The sequence below is a fragment of the Paractinoplanes polyasparticus genome (assembly GCF_019710575.1).
Taxonomy (GTDB): domain Bacteria; phylum Actinomycetota; class Actinomycetes; order Mycobacteriales; family Micromonosporaceae; genus Actinoplanes; species Actinoplanes polyasparticus.
On record NZ_JAHWFK010000040.1, the window covers coordinates 145,580 to 172,186 of the forward strand.

18 protein-coding genes and 1 tRNA gene are annotated in these 26,607 nt (G+C 71.5%); 13 read left to right on the forward strand and 6 right to left on the reverse strand.

From position 1 onward, the window contains the following. Positions 1-10 precede the first annotated feature (10 nt). The 3 genes from KXC43_RS34125 to KXC43_RS34135 all read left to right on the forward strand — a co-directional run bounded on the left by KXC43_RS34125 (position 11) and on the right by KXC43_RS34135 (position 2,996). The gene (locus KXC43_RS34125; protein WP_221380329.1) at positions 11-2,092 is read left to right on the forward strand and encodes an MMPL family transporter; all 2,082 of its coding nucleotides are present in this window, start codon (positions 11-13) and stop codon (positions 2,090-2,092) included. A 79-nt stretch (positions 2,093-2,171) separates the two neighbouring features. Beyond that, positions 2,172-2,369, forward strand: coding sequence for a hypothetical protein (locus tag KXC43_RS34130; protein ID WP_221380330.1), 198 nt, complete (start codon positions 2,172-2,174; stop codon positions 2,367-2,369). Between the two features lie 81 nt (positions 2,370-2,450). Further along, on the forward strand, positions 2,451-2,996 hold the full coding sequence (locus tag KXC43_RS34135; protein WP_221380331.1) for a hypothetical protein: 546 nt from the start codon (positions 2,451-2,453) through the stop codon (positions 2,994-2,996). A 54-nt stretch (positions 2,997-3,050) separates the two neighbouring features. Here the strand turns inward: KXC43_RS34135 and cspE are convergent, their stop codons facing one another. Together cspE and KXC43_RS34145 are read right to left on the reverse strand one after the other, a co-directional pair. Then, the gene (gene cspE / locus KXC43_RS34140; RefSeq protein WP_184995226.1) at positions 3,051-3,254 is read right to left on the reverse strand and encodes a transcription antiterminator/RNA stability regulator CspE; all 204 of its coding nucleotides are present in this window, start codon (positions 3,252-3,254) and stop codon (positions 3,051-3,053) included. Positions 3,255-3,453: 199 nt separating this feature from the next. Further along, positions 3,454-5,043 carry a peptide chain release factor 3 gene (locus KXC43_RS34145; RefSeq protein WP_221380332.1) on the reverse strand — a complete coding sequence of 530 codons (1,590 nt, stop codon included), beginning with the start codon at positions 5,041-5,043 and terminating at the stop codon, positions 3,454-3,456. Positions 5,044-5,200: 157 nt separating this feature from the next. Between KXC43_RS34145 and KXC43_RS34150 the strand changes: the two genes are divergently transcribed. The 7 genes from KXC43_RS34150 to KXC43_RS34180 all read left to right on the forward strand — a co-directional run bounded on the left by KXC43_RS34150 (position 5,201) and on the right by KXC43_RS34180 (position 18,102). Beyond that, on the forward strand, positions 5,201-5,836 hold the full coding sequence (locus KXC43_RS34150) for a phosphate signaling complex PhoU family protein (protein ID WP_221380333.1): 636 nt from the start codon (positions 5,201-5,203) through the stop codon (positions 5,834-5,836). Then, positions 5,833-6,684: a pyridoxal kinase PdxY gene (gene pdxY, locus KXC43_RS34155; RefSeq protein WP_221380334.1), complete on the forward strand. Its 852-nt coding sequence runs from the start codon at positions 5,833-5,835 to the stop codon at positions 6,682-6,684. The genes KXC43_RS34150 and pdxY overlap by 4 nt, the downstream gene beginning before the upstream one ends. 372 nt (positions 6,685-7,056) lie before the next feature. Then, positions 7,057-12,768 (forward strand): ThuA domain-containing protein, encoded by a 5,712-nt coding sequence (locus tag KXC43_RS34160; RefSeq protein ID WP_221380335.1) that lies wholly within the window; start codon positions 7,057-7,059, stop codon positions 12,766-12,768. Between the two features lie 63 nt (positions 12,769-12,831). Next, positions 12,832-13,344: a hypothetical protein gene (locus tag KXC43_RS34165; RefSeq protein ID WP_221380336.1), complete on the forward strand. Its 513-nt coding sequence runs from the start codon at positions 12,832-12,834 to the stop codon at positions 13,342-13,344. A gap of 84 nt (positions 13,345-13,428) precedes the next feature. Beyond that, positions 13,429-13,755: a hypothetical protein gene (locus KXC43_RS51590; protein WP_255645312.1), complete on the forward strand. Its 327-nt coding sequence runs from the start codon at positions 13,429-13,431 to the stop codon at positions 13,753-13,755. 167 nt (positions 13,756-13,922) lie between these two features. After that, entirely contained in the window at positions 13,923-17,870 is a 3,948-nt protein-coding gene (locus tag KXC43_RS34175; RefSeq protein ID WP_221380337.1) for a family 78 glycoside hydrolase catalytic domain, read from the forward strand. Then, positions 17,785-18,102, forward strand: coding sequence for a hypothetical protein (locus tag KXC43_RS34180; RefSeq protein WP_221380338.1), 318 nt, complete (start codon positions 17,785-17,787; stop codon positions 18,100-18,102). Before KXC43_RS34175 ends, KXC43_RS34180 begins: the two co-directional genes overlap by 86 nt. Before the next feature lie 153 nt (positions 18,103-18,255). On the opposite strand, the gene KXC43_RS34185 is transcribed toward KXC43_RS34180, so the two are convergent. The 4 genes from KXC43_RS34185 to KXC43_RS34200 form a co-directional block, all read right to left on the reverse strand. Then, positions 18,256-20,394, reverse strand: coding sequence for a TerD family protein (locus KXC43_RS34185; RefSeq protein WP_221380339.1), 2,139 nt, complete (start codon positions 20,392-20,394; stop codon positions 18,256-18,258). Between the two features lie 34 nt (positions 20,395-20,428). After that, a tRNA-OTHER gene (locus tag KXC43_RS34190) sits at positions 20,429-20,557 on the reverse strand. Between the two features lie 48 nt (positions 20,558-20,605). After that, a complete protein-coding gene (locus KXC43_RS34195; protein WP_221380340.1) occupies positions 20,606-21,265 on the reverse strand; it encodes a response regulator in 660 nt (219 codons plus the stop codon). Continuing rightward, on the reverse strand, positions 21,262-22,551 hold the full coding sequence (locus tag KXC43_RS34200; protein ID WP_221380341.1) for a sensor histidine kinase: 1,290 nt from the start codon (positions 22,549-22,551) through the stop codon (positions 21,262-21,264). Before KXC43_RS34200 ends, KXC43_RS34195 begins: the two co-directional genes overlap by 4 nt. A gap of 163 nt (positions 22,552-22,714) precedes the next feature. Here KXC43_RS34200 and KXC43_RS34205 point away from each other — a divergent pair, with 163 nt between their 5' ends. From KXC43_RS34205 to KXC43_RS34215, 3 genes are all read left to right on the forward strand, one after another. Beyond that, positions 22,715-23,407, forward strand: coding sequence for an ABC transporter ATP-binding protein (locus tag KXC43_RS34205; RefSeq protein ID WP_221380342.1), 693 nt, complete (start codon positions 22,715-22,717; stop codon positions 23,405-23,407). Next, a complete protein-coding gene (locus KXC43_RS34210; RefSeq protein ID WP_221380343.1) occupies positions 23,404-25,779 on the forward strand; it encodes an ABC transporter permease in 2,376 nt (791 codons plus the stop codon). The genes KXC43_RS34205 and KXC43_RS34210 overlap by 4 nt, the downstream gene beginning before the upstream one ends. A 185-nt stretch (positions 25,780-25,964) precedes the next feature. Next, complete coding sequence (locus tag KXC43_RS34215; RefSeq protein ID WP_221380344.1) at positions 25,965-26,573, forward strand: LysE family translocator; 609 nt, start codon at positions 25,965-25,967, stop codon at positions 26,571-26,573. Positions 26,574-26,607: the final 34 nt, after the last annotated feature.

Genomic DNA, 26,607 nt, shown 5'->3' on the forward strand with positions numbered 1-26,607 from the left:
AGGTCGTGCGATGTATGTGCGGCGCCTCGCCGTCATCGCCGTGTGGCTGGCCGTCGCGGTGGCCGGCGCGGTGTTCGGTGGCTCTGTCTACGATCGCACGCAGTCGGTCGAGACTCTGCCCGCCGGCGCCCCGGCCGCCGTCGCGCAGGACCGTCTCGACGCGGTGGCGCCCGAGGGCGAGCGGGTCGTCGCGCTGATCTCCGGGCGCGACGTCGGCGCCATCGGCCTGATCGACAGCGTCACCCGGACCGCGTTCGAGATCCGGGCCATCCCCGGCGTGGCCGAGGTCGAGGATTCGTACACCACCGGGACGCGGAAGATCTCCACCGACAACCGCAGCTCGTTGGTCTCGGTGGAGTTGCAACCGGGCCTGAGCGACGACGAGGCGTTGCGGGTGGCCGACCAGGTGAGCGCCGCCCTGCGCCGCATCGACGCGCCCGAGATTCTCGTCGGCGGCGAGTTGCTCGCCGAGCGGGAGTTCGGCGACCAGGCCGTCCGGGACGCCGCCGTCGGCGAATCCGTGGCTCTGGTCTGCGTGGCGCTCCTGCTGATCGTGCTGCTGGGCGGTCTGGTGGCCGGCCTGCTGCCGTTGGCGGCCGCCCTGGGCGCGGTCGCCGCCACGCTGCTGACGCTGACCGGGCTGGCCCGCCTGCTGCCGGTCAGCGAGTACGCGGTCAACGTGGTCACCCTGCTCGGCATCGGGCTGGCCGTCGACTACAGCCTGCTGATGATTTCCCGGTTCCAGCAGGAGCGGTCCGCCGATCCGCGCGCGCCGCTGGCCGACCTCATCGAGCGTACGGTGGCCACCGCCGGCCGGGCCGTGCTGGTTTCCGGCTCGGCGGTCGCCGCCGCGCTGGTGGGGTTGTTCGCCTTCGGCGATCCGTTGCTGGCCGCGATGGCCATGGGCGGAGCACTGGTCGTCGTTCTGGCCACGGCGGCCGGGCTGACACTGGTGCCTGCGCTGATCGCCACCGCCCACCGGCGCATCCCGGCGCACAGCCGATGGCGCCGGCGGGGCCCCGGCCTGCTCGCCCGACTGGCCGGGTTCGCTCAACGCCGGCCGCGTGCGGTGGCGCTGACCACGACGGCCGGCCTGCTGGCGTTGAGCGCTCCGCTGTTCTTCGTGGAGTTCGCCAACTCCGACGTCCGCGTGCTGCCGACGAGCAGCGAGGCCCGACAGGCGTACCAGGCGACGCAGCAGAAGTTCGCCGACCCGCCGAAGCAGCCGCTGACCGTCGTCGTCGAGAAGGCGCCGGACCAGCCCGGCATCCCCGAGCTGTTCGAGGCCATGGAGCGGCTGCCGGGCGTATCCGACGTGTACGTACGGTCGGAGCTGCCACCCGGGGTGAGCGTGGCCGACGTGGTGCCGAGCGGGGCCGCCGACAGCCGGGAGGCCCAGCAGCTGGTGACCGCCCTGCGGGCCCTCGACGCGCCCGCTCCCGTGCTGGTAGCCGGGCCTGCGGCGGAGCTGACCGACGCCAGACGATCGGTGGCCGAGCGCCTGCCCGTCGCTCTGGCGATCATCGTCCTGGCCACCGGAGCGCTGCTGTTCGCCCTCACCCGCTCGGTGGTGGTGCCGGTCAAGGCCATCGCGATGAACCTGCTGACCCTGCTGGCGACCATGGGGGTGCTGGTCGCGGTCTTCCAGTGGGGCTGGGGCGCGAGCGTGCTGAACTTCGAACCGTGGGGCGCGCTCGACCTGACGACTCCACTGCTGCTGTTCGTGTTCGCCTTCGGGCTGTCCATGGACTACGAGGTGTTCCTGCTGGCCCGCATCAAGGAGGAATGGGACCGGCGGACGGCCACCGACGCCGCGGCCAACGACCGCGCCGTCCTGGCCGGGATCACCGCCGCCGGTCCGGTCGTCACCACGGCCGCCCTGGCGATCGGCATCGTCTTCCTCGGCTTCGTCCTCGGCGGCCTGGTCGCGGTGAAGGAGATCGGCGTCGGCATGGCCGTGGCGGTCCTGCTGGATGTCACCGTCGTGCGCGGCCTGCTCCTCCCGGCGACGATGTCGCTGCTGGGCCGGTGGAACTGGTGGCGGCCGGGCATCACCACCCCGGCGCCGGCCCCGCGGGTCCCCGTCGGCTGACGCGAGGCGGATCGCAGTCCTGCGCCCGATGTCGTGTAATTGTTGGCGATCAACCGGCGCTTGCGTGACGATGCGGGCCATGAAGGACACGCGGCCATCCGGTAAGCAGTACGCGGCCTTCATCTCGTACGGGCATGCGAGCAATGAGGAGATCGCGGCGGCCGTCGAAAACGGCCTGAAACGCCTCGCGAAGCCGTGGAACCGCCTTCGTGCCCTGGAGGTGTTCCGCGACCGGAGCAGCCTGGCGGCCGGGCCGGCACTCGACGTGGGCCCGTGATCCGGGCTCGATGGCGCTGACCGACCCGCAGTTCCGGGCGGAGATCCTCAACCTCGCCGCGCTTTCCAGACCCTCACTCCGATGCCGGGCCCGGAGATGCTCGAGGACGTCTGCGCCGATGTCATGGAGGCCGCCTGGACCGACCGTGGACGGGCGCTGATCCTCCGCAACGAGGACTTCTACGAGACGTACGCCCTGGACGGGGCCGCCCTGGTGGAAAGGGCCTGTCGGCTGGCGGGACGCGACCTGACCCCCGACGAATGGCAGCAGTTCATTCCCGAGTGGCTGTACGAGCGCACCTGCGCCGGTGCGGCGGAGGAGCCGCCGCCGGCTGCTTCCTCCGCTCCGGCTGTCGCTGGACCTCCGGCGGCAGCTGACGGGGACAAGTCCGAAAAGATCCTCGAGGTGCAGCGTGTCGCCGGTGTGCGGCTCCCGGAGTGCGCGGGCCGGGCGGTCCCGGCCACCTGCTGGTACGTCAGTCTGCGGTTTCTCGACGAGGCAGTGATCACCCGGATGTCGGCCGGGGAGCCGGTCGCCTACTACCGCGTGGTCCGGACGGGCCAATGGGTGGTGCGGGACCAGGCGAAGGCCGGGCCGGCCGTGATCCCGCCGGCCTGGGCCAGGTAGGACGCGAAACGGCGGCCCGCTGTTAAGCGGACCGCCGTTCGTGGAGCGCGTAAATCAGAGCGGGCGGATGTTCTCCGCCTGCGGGCCCTTCTGGCCCTGAGTGATGTCGAACTCGACCTTCTGGTTCTCGTCGAGGCTGCGGTAGCCACTCGTCGCGATCGCAGAGAAGTGGGCGAAGACGTCAGCGCCACCGTCGTCGGGGGTGATGAAGCCGAAGCCCTTGTCGGCGTTGAACCACTTCACGGTACCAGTCGTCATGTCTGCTCCCTTGCAGGCTGTTCGAGGCCGCACTGTGCGAACCCGTACGCGCCGCCGCGTTGATCACCCGCGCCGAACCGACACGACAAACGAAAGGCGCCGAGCGGGTTTGGACAACCCATTCAGGCGCCAGAAACGTCATGGAAATCAAAACTGCAACGGGAAAGACACTAGCATGACCGCTGTCACTCGTCGAGTGTCACTCGTCGAGTCGCAGATCGGGGTGTCGTCCGGCGACCGTGCGCAGGCGCCAGCGGTGGGGGAACAGAGCGAGCAGGGCGTCATCGCGTACGCGGGTCATGACCTCGACGTTCGACTCGGTGCGCAGGATCTCGCGGCCGGCCGCGTCGGTGCGGGCCGCCACCTCGTACGGCAGGTGGTCGAGCTTGACCTGGACGCCGAACTCGGCCTCGAGGCGGTAGGTGGCCACCTCGAACTGCATCGGTCCCACGGCGGCCAGCACCGGGGCCTGGTCGCCCCGCTGCTCGGAGCGCAGCACCTGGACCACGCCCTCGCCGTCGAGTTGTTCGATGCCGCGCCGGAACCGTTTGAAGGCCGAGGTGTCCGAGGTGCGCACGACGGCGAAGTGTTCCGGCGGGAACGACGGCAGCGGCGGGTACTGCACCGGGGTCTCGGTGTAGAGGGTGTCGCCGATGCCCAGCGCGGTCGCGTTGACCAGGCCGACCACGTCGCCCGGGAAAGCTTCGTCGATCGTGTCGCGGCCCTGCCCGAAGATCTGCTGGGCGTACTTGGTGGTGAAGGGGCGGCCGGTGACGCCGTGCTTGACGATCATGCCGCGCTCGAAACGACCGGAACAGATCCGCATGAACGCCACCTGGTCGCGGTGGGCCTTGTTCATGTTCGCCTGGATCTTGAAGACGAATCCGGAGAACGGGCCGTCGACCGGCTGGTCCGTGCCGGCGACCGTGGGCCGGGCCGCGGCCGGCGGCGGCGCCAGCTCGACCAGCAGGTTCAGCAGCTGCCGGACGCCGAGGTTGGCCACCGCCGCGCCGAAGAGCACCGGCGTGCTGGTCGCGGCCAGGAAGGTCTTCTGGTCATGGTCGGCGCCGGTCATGGCCAGCAGGTCGAGCTCCTCGGCGGCGGTGTCCCAGTCCGCGCCGTACCGCTGCGCGGCCTCGGCCGCGTCCATCTCCTCCTCGATGGCCAGGTCGGAGCCGCCGGGGGAGCGTTCCATGCGGATGAACCGGCCGGTGCGGCGGTCGACCACGCCGCGGAAGTGCCCGGCGACACCCACCGGCCAGGTCAACGGGGTCGGTCGCAGCCCGATCCGCTGTTCGATCTCGTCGAGCAGCGCGAGAGCGTCGTGGCCGGGCCTGTCCCACTTGTTGATGAAGGTCATCACCGGGATCTGCCGCTGGCGGCAGACCTCGAACAGCTTGAGCGTCTGCGGTTCCAGCCCCTTGGCCGCGTCCAGCAGCATGACCGCGCTGTCCACCGCAGTCAGCACCCGGTAGGTGTCCTCGGAGAAGTCGGCGTGCCCGGGCGTGTCCAGCAGGTTGATCACGGTGTCGCGGTAGGAGAACTGCAACGCGGCCGAGGTGACCGAGATGCCACGTTGCTGCTCCATCGCCATCCAGTCGGACACCACGCCCTTGCGGTCGCCCTTGCCGTGCACCGCGCCGGCCTGCCCGATCACGCGCGCGTGCAGGGCGAGCGCCTCGGTCATCGTCGACTTGCCGGCGTCGGGATGGGAGATCACCGCGAACGTACGCCTCCGGCCCGCCTGAGCGGCCACACCCGCCGCCGATGCCAGCACGTTCTGACTCACGTTGCGCTCCCCATCCCTGACTCTGCCAAGCCTCCATCGTGCCTCCGGTGGACGGCCTTCAGCACGGTATCTCCTCGACCCCGGCCCACGTTCGGTGACGTCGGCGACACAACGTAGCGGTACGCTCGCGTCTTTCCGCGTTCGGACAGGAGCGAGCATGCGCGACGCGTTCGGCGGCACGCTGGTCACCATGGCCATGGCCGCGCGGGAGGCGATGCGGCAGGCCAGCGCGGCCCTGCTCACCTCCGACAGCACGCTGGCCCAGCAGGTGACCGTCCGGGACGCCGAGATCGACGTGCTCTCCCGCGTCCTCGAGGACAGGATCTTCGACCTGGTCGTCCGCGAGCAACCGGACAGCGAGGACACGCGGGCCCTCCTGAGCGCGATGCAGGTGGCCGCTCACCTCGAGCGGATGGGTGATTTGGCCGTGCATGTCGCCCGGGCGACCTTGCGGCGGCACCCGGTGCCCGCGGCGGCGCCCGAGCTGGCCGAGATCTTGGGCCTGATGGGCGGCGTGGCCGACGGCCTGGCCGGGACGGTCGTGTCCGCCCTGGCCGACAGCGACGTGGTGCTGGCCGGCCGCCTCGACCGCGACGACGACGTGATGGACGAGCTGCACCGGCGGCTGTTCACCGTCATGCTCAGCAGCGACTGGCCGCTGGGCGTCGAGGCAGCCATCGACGGCGCCCTGCTGGGCCGGTTCTACGAGCGCTACGCCGACAACGCCGTCGACGTCGGGCGTCACATCGTCCGGCTGCTCGGCGACCCGGGGGTCTCTAAGCTGGGCGGATGAAGGTTCTGTCCATCCAGTCGGCGGTCGCCTACGGCCATGTCGGCAACTCCGCGGCCGTGTTCCCGCTGCAACGCATCGGCGTCGAGGTCGTACCGGTTCCCACGGTGAACTTCTCGAACCACACGGGCTACGGCGCGTGGCGGGGGCCGCTCATCCCACCGCCGGATGTCGCCGAGATCCTGCTCGGGGTCGAGGAGCGGGGCGTGTTCCCGCGGATCGACGCCGTGCTGTCCGGATACCAGGGCTCGGTGGGCATCGGGGACGTGATCGTCGACGCGGTGCGCCGGGTGAAGGCGGCCAACCCGTCGGCCGTCTACGCGTGCGACCCGGTCATGGGCAACGCCAAGTCGGGGTGCTTCGTCGCGCCCGAGATCCCCGAGCTGCTGCGTGACAGGGTGGTGCCGGTGGCCGACATCATCACCCCCAACCAGTTCGAGCTCGGCTTCCTGACCGGCACCGAGCCCGCGAGCATCGAGTCGACGCTGGCCTCGGCCGACCTCGCCCGGGCCCTGGGCCCCTCGACCGTGCTGGTCACGAGCGTGGAGCGGCCCGACCGCCAGGAAGGCACGATCGAGATGCTCGCCGTCGACGACGCCGGCGCCTGGCTCGTGACCACCCCGCACCTGCCGTTCAAGGCCAACGGCTCCGGTGACGTGACGGCGGCCCTGTTCACCGCCCACTACGTCGCCACCAAGGACGCGGCGGTGGCGCTGGAACGCACGGCCTCGAGCGTCTTCGACCTGATCGAGACCACCTACCGCTCCGGCGAGCGTGAGCTCCAGCTGATCGAGGCTCAGGAGTTCTACGCCACCCCGCGCCTGCAGTTCAGCGCACGCCAGGTGCGCTGAGTCCTCCATGCGACGGCCTTGGGCCGGCGGCCGCTGCTGCGGTCGTCGGCCCTTCTCTTCGGCCCGCCATGGGGTTGGCGGGTCGCCACGATCCTCAGCGGCCGGATAGAGATCGGTCAATAGTCCCGCATTGTCCGGGCGGAATCCGCGTCGGCACGGTCAGTTATCAAACTGTTACACGCTGATCTCTTGCTTGAAACGAAGCGCAGGGCCGAAGTTTGTACAACCGATAAACAAATTTCGATGCGTGTGCGTTACGGGATGGCCATCGGCGGGCCGGCCCGGCTGTCAACTGTCTACAAAGGACAAGGAGCTCCCGTGCCCCGTCGACGTTTTCGCCACCCTGGGCGAAATCTGCTTACCGCTGCCCTGATGTCGTGTGCCCTGCTGGCCGGCAGTCTGATCGGTCCGCCGGCCGCGCTCGCCGCGCCGGCTCCGGCGGCGGCCGCCGCCGCCGAGCCCTACTCCGTCCTCGTCTTCTCCAAGACCGCCGGGTTCCGGCACGACGCGATCCCGGCCGGGATCGCCGCCATCCGGCAACTGGGCGCCGACAACGGGTTCAGCGTCGACGCCACCGAGGACGGGGCGGCCTTCACCGACGACAACCTCGCCAAGTATCGGGCGGTCATCTGGCTCTCCACGACCGGTGACGTGCTCGACCCGGGGCAGCAGAGCGCCTTCGAGCGCTACATCAAGGCCGGTGGCGGGTACGTGGGCGTCCACGCCGCGTCCGACACGGAGTACAGCTGGCCCTGGTACGGCGAGCTGGTGGGCGCGTACTTCTCCGCCCACCCGGCCAACCAGCAGGCCACCGTCAAGGTCGAGGACCACGCCCACCCGTCCACGGACGGGCTGCCGGAACGCTGGTCGCGCTTCGACGAGTGGTACAACTTCCGGTCCAACCCGCGCGGCGACGTCCACGTGCTCGCCAGCCTCGACGAGACCAGCTACACCCCGGGCGCCGGGGCGATGGGCTCCGACCATCCCACCGCCTGGTGCCAGGACTACGACGGCGGGCGGGCCTGGTACACCGGTGGCGGGCACACCCAGGAGTCGTACGCCGATCCGCAGTTCCTCGCTCACCTGCTGGGTGGCATCCGGAGCGCGGCCGGGGCGGTGGACGCCGACTGCGGCGCCTCGCTGACCGAGAGCTTCGAGAAGGTCACCCTGGACGCCAACACCAGCAACCCGATGGAGCTGGACATCGCCGACGACGGCCGGGTGTTCTATGTGGAGCGCGACGGCCGCGTCCAGATCGTCAAGCCGGACACCGGTCGTACGGTGACCGCCGTGGACCTCGACGTCTTCACCGGCAACGAGGACGGGCTGATCGGGATCCGGCTCGACCCGGACTTCGACGAGAACGGCTGGGTGTATCTGTACTACGCCCGCAACGACAACGTGGCGCGCAACCTGCTGTCGCGGTTCACCGTCACCGGCGACACGATCAACCCGGCCAGCGAGAAGATCGTGCTGCAGGTCGACACGCAGCGCAACACCTGCTGCCACGCCGGCGGCAGCATGACCTTCGACAAGGACGGGAACCTGTACCTGGCCACCGGGGACAACACGAACCCGTTCGAGTCGGACGCCTTCACCCCGATCGACGAGCGGCCGGGCCGTCAGGACTACGACAGCCAGCGCACCTCGGGCAACACCAACGACCTGCGCGGCAAGGTGCTGCGGATCCACCCCGAGGACGACGGCACCTACACCGTGCCGGCCGGGAACCTGTTCGCGCCCGGCACCGCCAAGACCCGGCCCGAGATCTACGGGATGGGCTTCCGCAACCCGTTCCGGATCGGCACCGACCCCAAGACCGGCGCCCTCTATGTCGGCGACTACGGGCCGGACGCGAGCGCTTCCAACCCGAACCGCGGGCCCGAGGGCACGGTGGAATGGAACATCGTCTCGGCCGCGGGCAACTTCGGTTGGCCCTACTGCACGGGCGCGAACTACGCGTACAACGACTACCAGTTCCCGTCCGGGCCGAGCGGGGCCAAGTTCGACTGCGCGGCGCCGGTCAACAACTCGCCCAACAACACCGGCCTGACCGCCCTGCCGCCGGCGATCGCCGCAACCGTCGACTACGACTACGGCGGCAACCCGCGCTTCCCCGAGATCGGTGGCGGCGGCGCGCCGATGGGCGGCCCGGTCTACCGGTACGACGCCGACTCCACCTCCGCCCGCAAGTGGCCCGCCTACTACGACGGCAAGGCCATGTTCGGCGAGTGGAACCAGTCGAAGATGTACACGATGCAGGTGACCGCCGACGGCAGGTCCCTGGTCGACATCAACCAGCTGCTGACCGGCATGACCTTCGTACGCCCGATGGACTTCGAGTTCGGCCCGGACGGCGCGCTGTACCTGATCGAGTGGGGCAGCGGCTTCGGCGGGAACAACGACAACTCCGGGATCTACCGGATCGACTACATCGCCGGTGAGCGCGCGCCGATCGCGGCCGCCAGCGCCACCCCGACCTCGGGGCCGGTGCCGTTGACGGCCAAGTTCTCGAGCGCGGGTTCCCGCGACCCCGACGGCGGCACGCTGACCTACGCCTGGACCTTCGGCGACGGCGGGACCTCGACCGAGGCCAACCCCACGCACACCTACACCGAGGCCGGCGACTACACCGCGCAGCTCACCGTCACCAACCCCAAGGGGCGTACGGCGGTGGCCAACGTGCCGGTGACCGTCGGCAACACCATGCCGGCCGTATCCATCGAGTTCCCGCCCGACGGCGGCTTCTTCGAGTGGGGCGACCAGGTGAAGTACACGATCAAGGTGACCGACCCCGAGGACGGCACGATCGACTGCGACCGCGTACGCCTGCAGGTGCTGCTCGGCCACGACGAGCACGCCCACCCGCTGGAGCAGCACACCGGCTGCACCGGCACCGTGCAGACCGCCCTGGCCGCCGGGCACGGCGCTGAGGCCAACGTCTTCGCGGTGTTCGAGGCGACCTACACCGACGACGGCGGCAGCGGCGGGGCCGGCCCGCTCACCGGCCGCGCGATCGAGCAGTTGCAGCCCAAGCGCAAGCAGGCCGAGTACTTCACCGCCACCGGCCGCGTCCCCGGCGGTGTCGGCGGCGGCGACCCGGGCGTGCAGCGCGAGGCCACGAACGACCCGGCCGGCGGCGGTCAGAACATCGGGTTCGCCGAGGACGGGGACTGGTGGTCGATCGACCCGGCCAGCCTGACCGGCGTCGACTCCATCCGCTTCCGGGTCTCGTCGGGCACGGCCGGCGGACGGCTCGAGGTCCGCTCCGGCGCGCCCGACGGTCCACTGGTCGCCACGGCCGACGTGGCTGGCACCGGCGGGTGGGGAAACTGGGCCGACGTCACGGCACCGGTCACCGCCACCGACACCGAGTCGCTGTTCTTCGTCGCCCGCGATCCGGCCGGCGGGACGGGATTCCTGTTCAACGTGAACTGGATCGACTTCCTGGGCCGGGGCGTCACCGAGAACGCGCCGCCCACGGTGAGCGCGGTCGCGGCACCGGCCGGCGGCACCGCTCCGGTCACCGTCGCGTTCGACGGCACGGCCACCGACGAGGAAGGCGACACCCCGCTGACGTACGCCTGGGACTTCGGCGACGGGGGCACGGCCGACACCCTGGACGCCAGTCACACGTACCGGACGCCCGGGAATTTCACCGCCACGCTGACGGTGACCGACAAGCGGGGCGCCAAGGCCTACACCAACGTGCCCGTGAAGGTGGAAGCGCCGAACACCGACTGCCTCGGGGCGCGCTCGGACGACTTCGCCGGTGAATCGCTGGCCCGCGACCGCTGGACGGTGGTCCGCGAGAACCAGGCCTTCTCGGTCTCGGGCGGCTCGCTGCGCCTGCCGACCGGCGTGGGTGACCTCTACGGCACCCGCAACGACGCCACCAACCTGGTGCTGCAACCGGCTCCCGGCGGCGCCTGGCAGGCCACCACGAAGATCACGCTGCCGGTCACCGCCAATTACCAGCAGGCCGGCCTGATCGTCTACGGCGACGACGACAACTACGCCAAGCTCGACCTCATCTACAACGGCTCCCGTACGGTGGAATTCATCCGCGAGACCGCCGGGACCCCACGGAACGAGAACGGTGACAGCACCGCGGCGCCCGCCGGTGAGGTCGTCCATCTGCGGATCAGCAGCGACGGGACGAACCTGACCGCGGAGGCCTCGGCCGACGGCCAGTCGTTCACCCCGGCCGGACGCCCGGCTGCCCTGGCCGGCATCGTCAACCCGCGCGTCGGGGTCTTCGCCCTCAACGGCGGCACCACAGCGCCGGTGGTGGACGCGGCCTTCGACTGGTTCCGGCTCACGCCCGACGAGCCGGCCGGACCGGTCGACCCGTCGGACGAGTTCACGGCGGCCACGCTGGACAAGTGCCGGTGGGACGCGATCGTCCGCGAGGACGCGGCGGCCTACCGGGTCACCGACGGGTCGCTGCGGATCGATGTGCCCAACGGTGACATCTACACCGCGAGCAACACCGGGCCGACGAACTTCATGCTGCAGAACCCGCCGCCGGGCGACTGGACCGTGCAGACGAGGGTCGACGGCAGCCTGCTCGACGAGCAGTACCAGCAGGCCGGTCTGATCGTGTACGGCGACGACGACAACTACATCAAGCTCGACTACGTCCTCGACAACACGGCCGGGCAACCGCTCAGCCGCAGGCTCGAGTTCCGCAGCGAGATCGGCGCGGCCGTGCAGGATCCGCAGCCACAGCTCGGCAGCCTGACCTCGGCCGTGTGGCACCTGCGGCTGGCCAAGGTGGGCACCACCTACACCGCGTCCTACTCGGCCGACGGCACCGACTGGACCACGTTCCCGGCGCTGACCAACGCGGCTGTCGGGGCCACGCCCAAGGTGGGTCTGTTCACCCTCGGGGCCAACCAGACGGCCTCCAAGACCGCGGCGTTCGACTACTTCCGGGTCAGCACCGCGGCGAGCGACACCAAGGCGCCGGTCACCACGGCTGAGGTCTCCGGGACCCCGGTCGACGGCTGGCACACCGCGGCGGCCACGGTCACTCTGACCGCGGCCGACGAGGGCGGCGTGGCCGGCACCGAGTATCAGCTCGACGGCGCCACGGCCTGGACCGCCTACACCACTCCGGTGGTGGTCAGCGGCGACGGCGCCCACGAGATGCGGTTCCGGTCGACCGACGAGGCCGGCAACGTGGAGACGGCCAAGTCGGTCGCTGTCAAGATCGACAGCACCGCACCGCTGACCACGGCGCAGTTCGCTCCGGCCAACGACAACGGCTGGCACGCCGGGGCCATCCCGGTCACGCTGACCGCGGCCGACGCCGGATCGGGAGTCGGCCGGCTGGAGTGGTCGCTCGACGGCGGCGCCTGGACGCCGTACACCGCAGCCATCGACGTGACCGGGGACGGGCAGCACGAGCTGCTCTACCGGGCCACCGACAAGGCCGGCAACGCGGAGACGCTGAAGTCGGCGGTCCTCCGGATCGACGGCAGCAAGCCGACCCTGCTCGTCGCGGGGCTGGCCCACGGTCAGCTCTACGGCGACAGCCAGGACGTCCGGGTCTCCTGGCAGGCGGTCGACCCGAGCTCCGGAATCCAGAGCACCGCGGCCACCCTGGACGGGCAGGCGTACACCAACGGCGCTCTGCTGGCCCTGTACGAGCTGCCGCTCGGCCTGCACGACCTGACGGCGACCGCGATCGACAAGGCGGGCAACCGCACGACGACCACGGTGCAGTTCTTCGTGGCCACCTCGTTCCGGGACATGCAGAACCTGCTGGACCGGTTCAAGGCGACCAGCCGGCTCTCCGCCAAGGGGCACAAGCAGTTGTCGGCGAAGCTGGACGTGGTCCGTGCCGCCGAGGCGGCCGGCAAGGACGAGAAGGCGATCAAGGAGCTGAAGGCCTTCAAGACGCTGGCCGGCGACTCCAAGCTGGTCACCGACGCCGACGTCCGCGACACCCTGCTCCGCGACGCCGACGCGATGATCGTTCGGCTCGGCGGCACAGCCGGGTCGTCCGGCGCGAAGGCCGCCAACGGCTGGCTCAAGGGTGACCCGACCCGGAAGCCTCCGCCGAACCTTTCGCGCTGACGCACCAGGGGGTCCGTCCCGCCCCGGGGCGGGCCCCTTGTGCCCGAAGAGAGGAAGAATTCGATGCGCCGTACGGGTGCCGCTGTTCTGACCGGACTGGTGCTGGCGCTCGTGCCGGCCGCCGGCCCCGCGTGGGCCCACGAGGGAAAGCTCAAACTCGAGGTGGCCGGCGACGGCGCCACCGGCGTCACCGTGCAGGCAAAGCACGCCGACGGCCACCGACTCGAGGCAGTAGTGCGACTGGTCGTCAGCGCCACCGCCGCGGACGGGCAGGCCGTCGGCCCGGTCCAGCTCGAACCGGCCGGGGAGGGGCAGGGTTTCTACGCCAGCGGCCCGATCCTGACGCCGGGGGACTGGCGGGTGACTGTTCGCGCGCCCGCCCCGTACACCAGCGAGGCGACCGTCGCGGTGCGAGCAAAGGCCGCCCAGGCAGCCCCGGCGCCGGCGGCCCGAGGCGGCGAGCAGGCCGCAGCGGACACCTGGTGGAGCCGGTGGCCGTGGGCGCTCGGAATCCTCGCCGTCGTCATCGGCGCGGCCACGCTGTCGGCCCGGGCGGTGCGCCGCCGGCAACCGTGACGTGCGCGGGCCGCCCACCTCAATCTCGTTGGTATACACCCGTGCCGTGACGGCAATGGACTAACTGCGCGTGCGCTGCACACCTTGGTGCTGGCGCGGGTCGGGGAACTGGCTCCCGAGTTCTCCTCGATCGAGGAATGGCTGGGCGAGCAGACGAACACCGTTCTCTACTACGAGGCGCTCCGGTCTGTGCAGCAGGGAAGCTTCCAGCCGGAACGAGACGCTCATTCGTGGCTCAGATTCGTGTTCGCGGCGCATCATCGGCAGGCGCAGCGGGTGACAAGGCGATACGCGGGCCTGGGCGAGACCCGTACTCGGGTCTTCCGGCGCAGCGGCGTTGAGGGCGTCCACTTCGGTTGGCGCCCGACGGTTCGTCCGGTCGATCCGGGTGAAGCGGATCGATGTACATGATTGCGCTCGTGTGACGGGGACCGTACGATCGTGTTACCGACCGTGATGAAACGTTTCATGAACCAGCGGTAGTCTTCGGGGCGCTTGGGCGTGCCGCGATGGTACGCGCCCGGTCGGTGGCCACTCCGTCACACGATCGATCGGGAGGGTGCGACTTGAAACGAGCAATGGGACTTCGGCGGGCGGGCATCCGTCTGCTGGCTGCCGTCATGTGTGCCGCGGGCACGCTCACGGCTGTCACCGCGTCTCCAGCGGGAGCTGCGGAGGCTGCGGGAGCTGCGGGGGCGGCGCCGGCCGTTACCGGGCTTACCGTCGAGGGCGTCCCGGGCGCGCTCGGCATCGACACGCCGAATCCGAGGCTGGGGTGGCTGATCGGCTCTTCACGGCGCGGGGTCACGCAATCGGCGTACCAGGTGCGGGTGGCCTCGACGGCGGCCAAGCTGACGGCGGGCGCCGCCGATGTCTGGGACACCGGGCGGAAGACGAGCGCGGAGTCGACCCAGGTCCCGTACGGGGGAGGGACTTTGACCTCGGCGACCCGCTATCACTGGCAGGTGCGGGTCTGGGACGACGAGGGCCGGGCCTCGGCCTGGAGCGCGCCGTCGTGGTGGGAAACGGGGCTGCTGAAGGCTTCGGACTGGCACGCCAAGTGGATCGGGCGGGAGCGGGGCGGCGTCACCTGGTCGGATTACACAGTGGACGTGCGGTTGACGGTCACCCGGGACGCGGCCGGGGTCTTCTTCCGGGCCAGGAATGTGAACGACGCGTACATGTGGCAGCTGGCCAATTTCAACAACGTTCCGGTGCTGCGGCCGCACGTGCGCGTCGGTGGCAGCTGGCAGATTCTCAAGGAGGTGCCTCTCGCCATCGCGCCGGCGGACTTCAACCAGCCGCACGATCTGCGGATCGAGGCGGCCGGCACGACCATCAAGACGTTCGTCGACGGCAACCTGGCCGACACCACCGTGGATGACAAGCGGGCGGGCGGAACCGTCGGGCTGCGGACGGCGGGCACCGAGGCCGCCGTCGTCCACTCGGTCAAGGTCGTCGTCGGCGGCAGGACGGAGGTCGACGCCGACCTGACCGGCGGCGCCAACCCGTTCACCGCGGGCACGCCGACGCCGCGGGGGCTCGAGGTGTCCGGCTCGACCGAGACGTTGCTGGCCGAGACCGCCGGGAAACCGTTGCTGCGCCGCGAGTTCCGTGTCGACCGCAAGGTGAGCCGGGCCCGGATCTATTCGACCGCGCTCGGCGCCTACGAGCTCTCGCTCAACGGCACCCGGGTCGGCGACCACCAGCACGCCCCGGGCTGGACCGACTACAACAAGCGGATCCAGTACCAGACCTTCGACGTCACCGACCGGCTGGTCGCGGGTGAGAACACCATCGGCGCGATGCTGGGCGACGGCTGGTACTCCGGTTCCATCGGCTGGTTCGGCGACAAGCTGTACGGCGACCGGCCTCAACTGCTCACGGAGCTACGCGTCGACTACACCGACGGCACGTCGCAGACCGTCGTCAGCGACGGCAGCTGGCGCGCCGCCGATGGCCCGGTGCTGCGGGGCGACAACATCCACGGCGAGACGTACGACGCCCGCCTGGAGCCACCGGGCTGGCGGGGTTCCGCCTTCGACGACGCCGGCTGGTCCGCGGCCACCGTGGGCAGCGACGCGCCGACGCAGCGGCTGGTGGCCCAGATCGATCCGCCGGTCAAGGTGACCCAGGAGCTGAGCGCGAAGACCCTCACCCAGCCCCGGCCCGGCGTGTGGGTGTTCGACCTCGGCCAGAACATGGTCGGCGCGACCCGGCTGCGGGTCACCGGCGCGGCCGGGCAGACAGTGCGGCTGCGGCACGCCGAGGTGCTCAACCCGGACGGAACTGTGTACACGGCCAACCTGCGGACAGCGCAGGCCACCGACTACTACACCCTGGCCGGTGGAGGCGCCGAGGTGTACGAGCCCCGCTTCACGTTCCACGGCTTCCGGTACGTGGAGCTGACCGGCTTCCCCGGCACGCCGACGCCGGCCACCGTGACCGGCCGGGTGATGGGCACGGCCGCGCCCTTCACCGGCGAGCTGACCACCTCCGACCCGATGGTCAATCAGTTGCAGAGCAACATCGTGTGGGGGCAGCGGGGCAACTTCCTGTCGATCCCGACCGACACCCCGGCCCGCGACGAGCGGCTCGGCTGGACCGGCGACATCAACGTCTTCGCCGAGACGGCCACGTTCAACATGGACTCGCTCAGCTTCCTCACCAAGTGGCTGGCCGACCTGCGGGACGCCCAGTCGCCCAACGGGGCCTATCCGGACGTCGCTCCGCGCAATTGCTGCGGTGACGGGGCTTCCGGCTGGGCCGACGCCGGGATCACCGTGCCGTACACGCTGTGGAAGCGTTACGGCGACACGAAGGTGCTGTCCGACCACTACGACTCGATGCGCCGATACGTCGACTACGTGCAGGCCACCAGCACCGGCCTGCTGCGGCCGGCAGCCGGGCCGTACCTGGACTGGCTGAACCTGGACGACCCGACCCCGGCCGGCGTCATCGGCACCGCCTACGCGGCGTACAGCACCCGGCTCTTCGCCGAGATGGCGGCCGCGCTGGGCCGTACGGCCGACGCCGAGAAGTACGGCGCCCGGGCCACCGCCGTCACCGGCGCGTTCGCCGATGCGTACGTCTCGGCCGACGGACGGGTGCAGGGCGACAGCCAGACCGCGTACGTGCTGGCTCTGAGCATGGGTCTGGTGCCGGCCGACCGGCGCGAGGCCGCGGGACGGCGGCTCGCGGACCGGGTCGCCTCGCGTGGCTATCACCTGTCGACGGGCTTCCTCGGCACTCCGGATCTGCTGCCGGCGTTGTCGGACACCGGGCACCTCGACATCGCCTACCGGCTGCTGACGAACAAGGACTTTCCGTCGTGGGGCTACGAGATCGCCCGCGGGGCCACCACGATCTGGGAGCGCTGGGACTCCATCAAGCCCGACGGCAGCTTCGGCGACGTCGGGATGAACTCCTTCAACCATTACGCGTACGGCGCGGTCGGCGACTGGATGTACCGGACCGTCGGCGGGATCCGGCCCGACGACGCGAAGCCCGGGTTCCGGCACGTCACCATCGGGCCCGAGCCGGGCGGCGGCCTCACCTCCGCCAGGGCCACCTACCGTTCCCGGTACGGCCAGTTCGTGAGCGACTGGAAGCTCGACGCGGCCGGGCAGATGGCGCTCGACGTCACCGTTCCGGGCAACACGACGGCCACGGTGGAGATCCCGGCGGCCAGCCGCTGGGCCGTCACCGAGGGCGGGAAGCCGGCGTCCGAGGGTGTCACGTTCGTCAGGATGGCCGGCGGCAACGCGGTGTTCACCGTGGGCTCGGGCACCTACAGGTTCGCGGTCGACGCCGTCCGCGGCGACCTCGGGGAGGCCCGGGTCGCGGCGGCGTCGATCAAGAGCCAGGCGCCCGTTCTGGCGGTCACGACGGCGGCCGCCGACCTCGGCTACGGCAAGGTTTCCCCGGAGGCCACCGCTGCTGCCGTGCACCTCGCGCTGGCCGCGGCGGCCGACGTCGACCGGCGGGCGGGCAACGCCGAGCTGCGGGCGAAGGTGGCCGAGATCCGTACGCGTCTGTCGCGGGTCTCAGCCGCGCTGGCCGGGGCGGTCGCCTCGCTGAGCGTTCCGCCCGGGAACCTTCGTCCCGGCGACGTCGTGCGCGTCCAGGCGGGGCTGCAGAACAAGGGCAGCACCGCGCTCACCGACGTCCGGATCGACCTGCCGGTCCCGGCCGGTTGGACGTCGACCCGGGTCGGCCCGGCCCCGGCGACCTCGGTGCGGCCCGGCGGCACGGTGACGGCGACCTATGACGTACGCGTCGGAGCGGGCCAGGCGCCGGGACCGGCCGACCTGGCCGGCGCCGTCAGCTACCGGCGGCATACCGGCGCCGCCACGCTGCCGATCGGTGCTTCCCTCACGATCGTGCCGGCGGTCGAGATCACCACGGGCTCGGCCGAGGTGGCACCCGGCGGCACGACCGATGTCAGTGTGGGGCGGCTACTTCGAGTTCGACCTCGCGGTCGCGCCCGATGCGCCGTTCGTGCTGCGCGCGGTCGAGACCTATGACCGGGCGCAACTGAAGGACTACGACATCCTGGTCGACGGGGTCGTCGTCCACTCCCGGTCGTATCAGCGCGCCGAGGGCGGGGTGGGCGCGCTCAGCTACCAGGTCCTGGTCGACCGGGCCGACCTGACCGCCGACGGCAAGGTGCGGGTCCGGTTCCAGGAGGACGCCGAGGGACGCAACTACGACCCGTCGATCGCCGACGTGTGGTCGCTGCCGGTGACCACCGGCTGAGCCACCGGCCGTGGGCGGCAGTTCACACTGCCGCCCACGGCCCCGCTGAGGGCCGAGGAGAGCGCGGGCACTATTCACCAGTCCCCCGCTTGCGCGGGGTTCCCGAATTGAACGGAATAGAAGGAAGCACCCACATGGCCTCGGCCCGGCTGTTCACGCCGGGATCAGCTCGTGGAGCCGTTCCAGCGTATAGATCTCCGACCCTTCCGGCAGATTCTCCGGGCGGTCGATGCCGATGAACGTGACCGGCCCGTCCGGCGGCCGGCCGTCCCAGCTAGTCACTTCCGTGTCCGCCCGCCACAGGTCGACCAGGTACGCGACGGTCAGGTAGCGCCGCTCCATCAGCGCCCGCACCCGGTCGGCCGTGGTGAAACCGTTCGCCTCCACCCGGTTGAACGACGGCCGGCCCGACAGGTAAAGGTGCAGCCACACCGCCTGCCAGCCCGCCGGACCCGGCACGAACACCATCGGCAGCGCGACCCGGCCCGAGCCGCGCATGGACGAGCGGGCCCGCACGGTGCGCGGGTCGAACGGCGCGCCGCGCCGGCCGGCCGCCCGGGTCTGATAGCCGAACATCGACTCGGCGACCTCGTCGAACGATTCGCCGGAGTAGATGTTCACCTGCGGCACCACGTAGCTGCCGCGCATCCCCAGGGGCACGTCGATGAACTCGGTCGCCCCCTCGGCCGCGTCCGTGAGGTCGCCCGAGTGCACCACTCCGTCCAGGCGATAGTTCGTCCACGAGACCTGGCCCGCCGGCTGGAAGTCCTCGTCGAGCAGCAGCACCGACAGGTCGTAGTCGGTGCGCCGGCTCGTCTGCCGCCAGTACGTGAAGAAGCGCAGCAGCTCACCGGTCACCGCGGCCCGCGAGCCTCGTGGCAGCACCGCGAAGCCGTCCTCGGCCGCCTTGCCGGACAGCGGCAGGGCGACCTCGAGCACGGCCGGGTCGACCAGCAACGGCCGTTCCCAGCGCGGCAGCCGGGCGCCGATCCCGGCGTCGAGCCGGGCCGAGAGCTCGGCGATCAGCTCGGCCGGCAGCGGTGGCCGCCGGTCCGGGCCGACCCACGAGTTGCGGGAACGGCTCGCGTACATCCGGGCCGGCACGGGCGTCCGCCGATTGCCGACGTGTTCGCGCAGCGAGCAGAGCACCCGGCCCGACGCCGTTCCGAGCGCGTCCGTGACCGCATCGACCACTGTGGCCCGTTCCGCCCCGGTGGCCCGGCGCAGAAGCGTGTCGGCCGAGCGCAGCAGCAGACCCGGCGCCGCCGACAGGATGGATGCCGCCGCACCGATCTCGCCCGCGCCGATCGCCGCCTCGGCCCGGCCGGCGAGAGTGCGGACACGAAGCTCGCCCCGCGCGACCGCGAACACCTTCGCCGCGTGCGGCCACTGGCCGTGCTCGTGCGGGTGCAGCCGCTCGCCGAGCCGCTTCCACCGCTCCGCGTACCGGCCGACGTCGCCCAGCTTGGCCGGGCCGGCGCCGACGACCTCGTTCAATGCGGCCAGCAGGACCCGGCGCTCGGGCCGCCGGAAGGCACGGAAGCGCGTGGCCGTGCGCAGCGACACGTCCCCGGCCGAGACCTGGCAGGCCAGGCGCAGGACATCGGTGACGGTGTCCACGGCGACCAGTGGCCGGCCGAGGACCAGCCGGATCCCGTTGAGCACGGCCCGGTTCTCGCGCACAGGGATCTCGTCCGGCTGCATGCCATCGGCGCACGCGACCGCGAGCTCACCGAGGAGCGCGAGGTCGGCCTCGCCGAGCGGCGTCGTGCTGCCGGCCAGGGCCAGGTAGAGCCGCGACGCCTCCACCTCGGCCGGGTCGCCGAGATGGAGCACGGTCACGCGGTCACCGGCCGATCCGACCAGCTCGTCGTGCGCGGCCAGCAGTTCGGCGTACGTGTGCTGGTAGGCGCCGTACCCCGGCAGCTCCAACAGGTTCAGGCCACCGGCGAGATCGACCTCCGGACCGCTGCCGGCGAGCACAGCCGCCCGCAGCCGCTCGGCCCAGAACTCGACGGTGTCCGGCACGTCGTGCGGGAAACCGATGAAGTAGGCGTTGTGCCGCACGTGGTCGCCGACCAGCTCACGCACCGCCGACACGACCGTGGCCGCCAGGTCCATCGCCGGGCCGGGAGCCAGCGTGCCCACGTGCTCCAGCAGGGCCCGCGAGGCGGAGAACCCGACATCGAGCAGCGCCGCGTCCAGCTGCCGGGCCACGGGCGCGCCGTCACCGGCCGCGCCGACGCCCGCCGGCACGCGCAGGGTCTTCTGGATGATCCGGTTCTCGAGCACACGATCCTCCTTTCCATCGTTGTCGTCGTCGTTGTGGGCCGCCGGGGATTCGAACCCCGAACCCTCCGATTCCCAAAGAGAAGGAAGCGCCTCCATGACCGCGCGGGGCGGGGAGCGGACACGCTACTCAGCCGGATGCTCTGGCCAGTTGAGCTAGCGACCCAAAAAAAGGATCACACGGGCCGGCCGGGCGGCGCGAACGGGTTTCGCCTCAGGGGGCGACCAGACCGGTGCGGTAGGCGACGACCACGGCCTGGACCCTGTCCCGCAGGCCCAGCTTGGCCAGGATCCGGGCCACGTGGGTTTTGACCGTGGCCTCGGACAGGTGCAGGCGGGCGGCCAGTTCGGCGTTGCTCAGGCCGTGGGCGAGCAGTCCCAGCACCTCGAGCTCGCGGGGAGTCAGGGCGGCCAGGTCGCGGTGCAGGGGCGGCGCTTCGGCGTCGTGGTGGGCGAAACGCTGCACCAGGCGGCGGGTGATGGCCGGAGCCAGCAGGGCGTCGCCCGTGCGGACCAGGCGGACGGCGCCGACCAGCTGTTCGGGGGTGACGTCCTTGAGCAGGAAGCCGCTGGCGCCGGCGGTCAGGGCCGCGTACACGTAATGGTCGAGGTCGAAGGTCGTCAGCATGATGACGCGGGGGGCCTCCGCGGCGCCGGACAGGATCTGGCGGGTGGCGGTCAGGCCGTCCATGCCGGGCATGCGGATGTCCATCAGCACCACGTCGGGGCGGTGCTGCCGGACGGCGTCGACGGCCTCCGTGCCGTTCGTGGCCTCGGCCACCACCTCGATGCCGTCGGCGGTCAGGATCATCCGGAAGCCGGCCCGGACCAGCGCCTGATCGTCGGCGACCACCACCCGCAGCGCCGCGTTCATGTCGTCTCCAAGGGGATCCGGGCCTTCACCCGGTAGCCGCCGGTCAGGCGAGGACCGGCCTCGAGCGTCCCACCGTAGACCGCGAGCCGCTCCCGCAGGCCGATCAGCCCCCGTCCGCTGCCGGCGGTGTTGGCGCTCGCGCCGGAGCGGCCGCCGGTGTCGGTGACCTCGACCAGCAGATGGTCCCCGGCATAGTCGACGAGCACGCGGACGGACGCCCCGGCCGCGTGTCTGACGGTGTTCGTCAGCGCCTCCTGCACCAACCGGTAGACGGTCAGCTCGACGCCGGACGCCAGCTCCCCTCGCCGGCCGCGCTCGACGAGCTCGACCTCGACGCCCGAGTCGCGCATCCGCTGAATCAGCGCGTCCAGGCCGTCCAGCCCGGGTTGCGGCGCCAGGTCCGAGGCGAGGATGTCGCCGTCCATGGTGAGCAGGCCCATCACGTGGCGCAGCTCGGTCATCGCGGCCCGCCCGCCCGCCTCGACGGCCAGCAACGCCGCCCGGGCGTCGTCGGGGGTGGTGTCCATGACCTTGCGGGCCGCGCCGGCCTGGATCACCATCACGCTGACGTTGTGGGTCACCACGTCGTGCAGCTCGCGGGCTATCCGGGCCCGTTCGAACTCGGTCGCCCGGCGCAGCGCCTCGATCTGCTCGTGCTCCATGGCCGCCATCCGGGCCCGGCCGTCGTCGGCGTGCTGCTTCCACCGCCGCAATCCCTCGGCCGCGACCGCGATCGGCAGCAGGATCATGAACGGCACGGCGCTGTCGGAGACCGAGCTGGCGTCCGACTGCAGCCCCGCGTGCAGCAGCGCGGCCACCGGCAGACTGGCCAGGGCCGGGATTTTGTACGGGCTGAAGACGGCCGCGCTGTAGCCGGCGATCACACAGGCGAAGAAGGACAGTCGCAGCGCCGCCGGATTCTCGCTGACCATCACCCCCATCACCAGCACCACCCACAGCACCGTCAGCGGATACCGGCGCCGGAACAGCAGCGGCAGCGCGACCAGCATCAGCAGGACCACCGTGTCGCCATTCCCCTCGTCCTCGACCGGCAGGAACGGCGGCCACACCGGGTCGGGCGGCAGCGGGGGCGCTCCGACGCGGGGATCGAACTCGATCCGGCGCGGGGCCGGCTGGTCGTTCTCGGCGCCGGCCTGGACCGCGACGAGGAAGAGCCCGAGCGCGATGAGCGCGTCGAACAGCTGCCCCCGGCGCGACAACGGCGGCAGCGGGCCGACCGGACGGGCCAGCGATCGCAACCCGGCCCGCAGCCTGGTGAGCATCATCGGTCGATTCTCGCCGCCGCGACGCGCCGATGGCATCCACCCGGACGACTACATCGCGAGGATGACGCCCGGCCCAAGATGCTTCCCGCTGCCGATGCGTCCGATCCGGACTCCTCCATAGCGTCAGCCCCGCCAGTTCACCACCGCGTGAGGAGACGGGGACATGACCGCACCACTGATCGAGCTGCACGAGGTGACACGCCGCTACGACGAGGGGCCGCCGGCGCTGAACGAGGTGTCGCTGAGCATCGCGCCCGGCGAGGCGGTAGCGATCCTGGGCCCGTCCGGCAGCGGCAAGTCGACGATGCTCAACCTGGTGGCCGGGCTGGACCGGCCCAGCGCGGGCACGGTCACCGTCGACGGGGTCCGGGTCGACCGGCTGGGCGAGGCGGCCTCGGCCCGGTACCGGCGGGCCCGCATCGGCCTGGTGTTCCAGTTCTTCAACCTGCTCGACGACCTGACCGTGGCCGACAACGTCATGCTGCCGGCCCAGCTGGCCGGGATGGGCCGCGGCGCCGCCGAGCGCCGGGCGGCCGAACTGCTGGGCCGGCTCGGCGTCGACCGGCATGCCGCCGCCTATCCGGGGCGGCTTTCCGGCGGGGAACGGCAGCGGGTCGCCGTGGCCCGCGCGCTGATGAACAAGCCGGCGCTGTTGCTCGCCGACGAGCCGACCGGGGCGCTCGACACCGCCTCCGGCGAGGACGTCATGCGGCTGCTGACCGAGCTGCACGCCGACGGCCAGACCGTCGTCCTGGTAACCCACGACCTGGAACTGGCCGAGAGGTGCGCGACCCGGACCGTCCAGCTCCGCGACGGCCGGGTCGCCACCGGCACCGCGATGGAGCTGCTCCGATGAGCGCGCTGACGCGGGTGGTCCGCTCGGGAGTGGGCCGCAAGCGCGTCCAGACCGTCGTGATCGGGCTGGTCGTGGCGATCGCGGTTACCTCGGCCGTCCTCGGCGGCTCGCTGATGGCGGCCTCCCAGGGGCCGTTCGACCGGGCTTTCGGTCAGCAGCGGGGCGCGCACCTCACCGCCCAGTTCGACGCCGGCGCGGTCACAGAGGCCCAGCTGGCCGCGTCGGCCGGCGCCGCCGGGGTGGCCGCGTCGGCCGGGCCGTTCACCAGCGCGCAGGTCGAGCTGACCGACGAGATCGGCCACCCGGTGCCGCCGGTCACCGTCGTCGGGCGGGCCGACGCGGGCGGAGCGGTCGACCGGGTCGTCATGGTCGAGGGCCGGTGGGCCACCGGCCCGGGGGAGATCGTGCTGGCCTCGGGCGACCGTCTGCGGTTCGGGCCGGAGGTGGTCGGCCGGCAGTGGAAGGTCAACGGCGCGCCGGTGACCGTCGTCGGGATCGCCCGGTCGGCCAGCGACACGGCCGGCGCCTGGGCCACCCCGGCCCAGCTCGCCTCGTGGGCCGGCGACGGTCCCCGTACGTACCAGATGCTCTACCGCTTCTCGGCGGCCGACTCGGCTGAGGAGGTCGGCACCGGCAAGACCGCCGTCGAGGCGAGCGTCCCGGCGGGCGCGCTCACCGGCGCCGTGTCCTGGCTGGACGTCCGCCGGGAGGCGATCAGCGACACCATCCTGCTGGTGCCGTTCCTCATCGCGTTCGGCCTGCTGGGCGTGGTGATGGCGGTGTTGATCATCGGCAACGTGATCGCCGGGGCGGTCTCGACCTCGACCCGCCGGATCGGCATCCTCAAGGCGCTCGGCTTCACGCCGGCCCAGGTCACCCGGGCGTACGTGGCGCAGGCGCTCATCCCGGCCACGGTCGGCGCGGTGCTCGGGGTGGTCGCCGGCAACCTGCTGACGGTCCCGATCCTCGCCCAGACCAACCAGCTTTACGGTACGAGTGACAACGGTGTCTCCCTCGGGGTCGACGCGCTCGTGTTCGGCGGCGCCCTGGCCGTCGTGGCGCTGACCGCGCTGGCCGCCGCCGCTCGGGCCGGCCGGTTGCGCAGCGTCGACGCGCTGGCCGTCGGGCGCACCCCGCGCCCGGGCCGCGGTCGCTGGGCGACCCGGTTGACCAGCCGGCTGCCGCTCCCGCGGCCGGTGACGCTCGGCCTGGCCCACCCCTTCGCCCGTCCGGTCCGCGCGGTCAGCATCATCGCCGCCATCGCGTTCGGCGCCGCCGCGGTCACGTTCGCGATCGGGCTCGGCACGTCGCTGAACCGGGTGCAGGAGGTCGAGGACATCGCCGACGTCCAGGTCAACGCGCTGCACGAGAGGGGACCGGGCGAGGCGGGACCGGGCGGACCGGGACCGAACGGACCGGGGCCGGGCGGCCCGCGCGAGCCGGAGCCGTTCAACGACCCGGCCGCGATCGAGAAGGTGATCGCCGCCCAGGCCGGCACGGCCGGGTACATGGGCGTGGCCCGCGGCGAGATCACGGCGGCCGGGATCACCGGCGAGCTCGAGTCGGTCGCCGTCACCGGGCCCGATTCGGCGCGGTACTACCGGATGGTGTCGGGCCAGTGGCTGACCGGCCCGGGGCAGATCATCGTGTCGACCCCCTTCCTGACCGCGGCCGGCAAGCAGGTCGGCGACAGCATCGCGCTGACGAGCAACGGCGTCAGGCTCACGGCCACGATCGTCGGCGAGGTGTTCAACACCGACAACGACGGCCTGCAGGTGGTCACCGACATGGCGACGCTGCGCGCGGCCGAGCCCGAGCTGGCGCCGTCGATGTACTACGTCTCCGTCCGATCCGGCACCGACGTCGAGGGATACACCCAGGCCCTGAAGACGGCCCTGGAACCGGCCGGCGCGGCAGCCGACAGCCTCAGCCGAGAACCCGACGAGATGGTCGTCGTCGTCAACGTGCTGACCGGTCTGCTCAGCCTCATGCTGATCGTCGTCGCCGGCCTGGGCGTGATGAACACGGTCGTGCTCGAGACCCGCGAACGCGTCCACGACCTGGGCGTGCACAAGGCGCTCGGGATGACCCCGCGGCAGACCACGGCCATGGTGATCGCCTCGGTCGTGGTCACCGGCCTGATCGGCGGCGCGGCCGGCACGGCGTTCGGGGTACTGCTGCAACGCACGGTCATCACGGAGATGGCGGGCAGCGTGGGCTTCCGCCTGCCGAGTTCGGTCCTCGACGCGTACGGCTCGGGGGAACTGCTGTTGCTCGGCCTGGCCGGCCTGGTCATCGCGGTGGCGGGTGCGCTGCTGCCGGCCGGTTGGGCAGCCAAGACCCGGGTGGCGGTGGCGCTGCGCACCGAGTGACGGCGGCCGGGACCCGGGTGCCGGTGGCGCTGTCGCACGGAGTGACGGCGGCCGGGACCCGGGTGCCGGTGGCGCTGTCGGATCGAGTGACGGCGGCTGTGACCCGGGTCGCGGTGAGGGGCTGTGGGCCGTGCGGTGGCACTAGAGTCGCGTTCGACCGTGTGCCGGCGCCTTCGGGGGAGCGGATGATTGACTGGGCCGGATTCCTCGCCGCGGCCGTGCTCGTGTCTCTCATACCGGGCGCCAACCAGTTGCTCGGGTTGAGCAACGCGGTCCGGTACGGCCCGGCGCGGGCGCTGGCCGGCGTGGCGGGGCGGCTGGCCGCGTTCGTCGTGCTGATCGCACTGGTGGTGGCCGGTCTGGGCGCGGTGCTGGCCGCCTCCGCCACCGCCCTCGAGGTGATCAAATGGGTCGGCGTGCTGTATCTCGTCTGGCTGGGAGTCACCAGCCTGCGCAGCGCCGCCCGCGGTCCCGGCCCGTCCCACGTCGAAGGGGCGGGCGGCGGCGTCCGCTCGATCGTCGTCCGCGAGTTCGTGGTCGCGATCAGCAACCCCAAGGCCCTGCTGCTGTTCGCCGCGCTGCTTCCGCAGTTCGCCACCGAGGGCGCCCAGATCGCCGCGCTCGGCCTCGCGTACCTGGTGGTGGAGCTGCTGATCGGCCTGCTCTACATCGCCGCGGGCGCTCGGCTCGGCGCCACCGGCATCCCGGGCCGCACCCAGCGCCGGGTCGACCTCGGCGCCGGCATCGTCTTCCTCGGTCTGGCCGGGCTGCTCGCCGCCGACGACCTGAGGTAGTTCATTCGCGAGCCTGTTCGACGTTGCGGGTGTC

Excerpts from the sequence above, each read along its gene's own strand:
- KXC43_RS34125 (WP_221380329.1), top strand. The coding sequence starts at position 11 with ATGTATGTGCGGCGCCTCGCCGTCATCGCCGTGTGGCTGGCCGTCGCG.
- KXC43_RS34130 (WP_221380330.1), top strand. The coding sequence starts at position 2,172 with ATGAAGGACACGCGGCCATCCGGTAAGCAGTACGCGGCCTTCATCTCG.
- KXC43_RS34135 (WP_221380331.1), top strand. The coding sequence starts at position 2,451 with ATGCCGGGCCCGGAGATGCTCGAGGACGTCTGCGCCGATGTCATGGAG.
- cspE (WP_184995226.1), bottom strand. The coding sequence starts at position 3,254 with ATGACGACTGGTACCGTGAAGTGGTTCAACGCCGACAAGGGCTTCGGC.
- KXC43_RS34150 (WP_221380333.1), top strand. The coding sequence starts at position 5,201 with ATGCGCGACGCGTTCGGCGGCACGCTGGTCACCATGGCCATGGCCGCG.
- pdxY (WP_221380334.1), top strand. The coding sequence starts at position 5,833 with ATGAAGGTTCTGTCCATCCAGTCGGCGGTCGCCTACGGCCATGTCGGC.
- KXC43_RS34160 (WP_221380335.1), top strand. The coding sequence starts at position 7,057 with ATGTCGTGTGCCCTGCTGGCCGGCAGTCTGATCGGTCCGCCGGCCGCG.
- KXC43_RS34165 (WP_221380336.1), top strand. The coding sequence starts at position 12,832 with ATGCGCCGTACGGGTGCCGCTGTTCTGACCGGACTGGTGCTGGCGCTC.
- KXC43_RS34175 (WP_221380337.1), top strand. The coding sequence starts at position 13,923 with ATGGGACTTCGGCGGGCGGGCATCCGTCTGCTGGCTGCCGTCATGTGT.
- KXC43_RS34180 (WP_221380338.1), top strand. The coding sequence starts at position 17,785 with ATGTCAGTGTGGGGCGGCTACTTCGAGTTCGACCTCGCGGTCGCGCCC.
- KXC43_RS34195 (WP_221380340.1), bottom strand. The coding sequence starts at position 21,265 with ATGAACGCGGCGCTGCGGGTGGTGGTCGCCGACGATCAGGCGCTGGTC.
- KXC43_RS34200 (WP_221380341.1), bottom strand. The coding sequence starts at position 22,551 with ATGATGCTCACCAGGCTGCGGGCCGGGTTGCGATCGCTGGCCCGTCCG.
- KXC43_RS34205 (WP_221380342.1), top strand. The coding sequence starts at position 22,715 with ATGACCGCACCACTGATCGAGCTGCACGAGGTGACACGCCGCTACGAC.
- KXC43_RS34210 (WP_221380343.1), top strand. The coding sequence starts at position 23,404 with ATGAGCGCGCTGACGCGGGTGGTCCGCTCGGGAGTGGGCCGCAAGCGC.
- KXC43_RS34215 (WP_221380344.1), top strand. The coding sequence starts at position 25,965 with ATGATTGACTGGGCCGGATTCCTCGCCGCGGCCGTGCTCGTGTCTCTC.